This is a genomic window from Gelidibacter algens (assembly GCF_001678675.1).
Taxonomy (GTDB): domain Bacteria; phylum Bacteroidota; class Bacteroidia; order Flavobacteriales; family Flavobacteriaceae; genus Gelidibacter; species Gelidibacter algens.
Map to the genome: position 1 here is coordinate 1 of NZ_LZRN01000106.1, position 2021 is coordinate 2021.

General features: G+C 30.1%; 3 protein-coding genes. All 3 read right to left on the bottom strand.

The window, feature by feature from the left end; genetic code table 11:
• Nucleotides 1–161: 161 nt before the first annotated feature.
• Nucleotides 162–665 (bottom strand): hypothetical protein, encoded by a 504-nt coding sequence (locus A9996_RS19220; RefSeq protein WP_066439141.1) that lies wholly within the window; start codon nt 663–665, stop codon nt 162–164.
• A 222-nt stretch (nt 666–887) separates the two neighbouring features.
• Entirely contained in the window at nt 888–1313 is a 426-nt protein-coding gene (locus A9996_RS20750) for a hypothetical protein (protein ID WP_066439142.1), read from the bottom strand.
• Between the two features lie 31 nt (nt 1314–1344).
• A partial coding sequence (locus A9996_RS20755) for a serine hydrolase (protein WP_248912389.1) occupies nt 1345–2021 on the bottom strand: 677 nt, incomplete at its 5' end.

Sequence of the window (2021 nt, forward strand, 5' to 3'; positions counted from 1 at the left end):
AGACGGATTTTTTTTATAATTGGTGGCAACGTTGATGTATATGAGCTGTGGCGTGTTTTAGCACGAACCTTTCCAAATATAAACTAACTTTGGGAAATCCATAGATTTTCCAAAAGAGCACAGACCAAGCCATAGCTTATATACGGTGTTGTGTGCTGGCATTATTTTATCCGTCTTAATTTTATTGTATAATTAAATTGGTCATTACCATTGTCAATTGGTGTATTCTTTAAGGATTCGACAATTTCAAATTGGTCCTGAACTCCATTTATGTTTTTTAATAATAGAATGGTTTTATCATCTGTTTCATCAATCAGAAGCTCAAAATAATCCTCATTCTTTGAAGCTAATTTTGTCGGTGGTTCATTACAATAATCGGCAACTTCAAGTCTAAAATGATTCCATTCGTAAAAAGTCCAATTTATAATATTACAATAATCCCTTTTGAAACTTCGAGCAGTTTTTAAAGTTATTGTATCCTTCCTATCATAATCGTTTTCACTATTGTCGTAATACCAAGAATTGGTTGCATCGGACACAAAATTTCGAGATTTAGCAAGTGTTTCTTTAAGGACAGTATTCAGTTCATTTTTCGAGATGGCCTGCCCGAAAATTGATGAACTACATCCAAATAATAAAATTAATGCAATCAGTTTTCTTTTCATCACGGGTTTTTTTGCTTGCACACAACGTGTTTGTGTATGATTAGTTGCGTGGTTAAGCACGTAATTTAGCAAATAAAAACCGAATAGAAAATACGCGAATATTTTCGTAAGTAGTCGATAACCAAGCAATTAATTATACACGGTGTTGGCAATAGTTATTTTTTCGTTCGTTTAATTTTATTTCCATCTAAAAATCCGTCTAATAAAATTACTTCCTCAACTTTATTGTTTGTTCCTCTTAAAAAATCTCATTGACGCATCCATTTGTTCCATATAAAATTGGTTTTCCGATTGTGGAATTAAATGTATTTTATTCGGACCCATCATTACAAATAAACTGTCATTTTCATTGAGGACTTCTAAATTCATATTTTCATTCATTGAATATGAACCTGAATATTCTTTCAGTAATTTTTTATTTATATCAAATTGTTTTCTCGCCAAAGGAATTCTATATTCTTTATCCTCAAGTATTAAAGCTATACTATTTGAAATTTCCTTTGCAACTGGATGTTTTCGGTTGCTTAAAACGATTATTGAAGTTTTGTTTTGCGGATTATTAACAATGGAATAGCTAAAACCATCATTTTCTAAATAACCATCTATATCTAATTCAGATACTGAATTTGAACTTATGATTTTTGCCAAATCATTAGCAGTTGATTTTAGTCCGTCATTTTTAAATAGTTTCTTCAGAATTTGAAACTGGTGATGTTTGTAATTCTAGTCCATTTCCTTGATAGTTATGATAAAGATAACCAACAGCTAAAGCAGAATTTGTCTTTTCGAAATATGTATTTTCCAATTCCAAATCTTTACCATATTCCTCAATATTTTCTTGAAAACTCTTTCCGCTTATTTTCTCGATAAGTAATCCTAAAGTGTTATAGTCTAAATCACTTTCCTCGATTTTGTCCGAAGATTCTATTGTAGAATTCTGTTTATGATTTAATAAATCATTTATAGTTAAGTCAGATTTTAATTCTGGAAGATATTTAGAAATGTTGTCCGATAATTGAAATTTGTCTTTAATTGCCATTTCTCGAATAATGCTGCCAATTATTATTTCCGATATTTTGCCTATTTTAAAAGAGGTCTTATTTGAAAAAGGTGTTTTGTTTTCGTAATCGGCTAGACCAAAGTTATTGCTGTAGAAAATTGTATCTTTTTTTGTTACCAAGACAACTCCACTAAATCGGTTTAATTCAAGATAGCGATTTGCTAGACTGTCAATCTTTTCAGTTTTCAGTTGCTCTGGATTTTCATTTTCAGTTTTAGTTTCCGTTTTGCAAGCAAGAAAACTTATTATTAAAATCGAAAAGTAAATTAGCTTGTTCTTAAGTTTCTTCATAATTA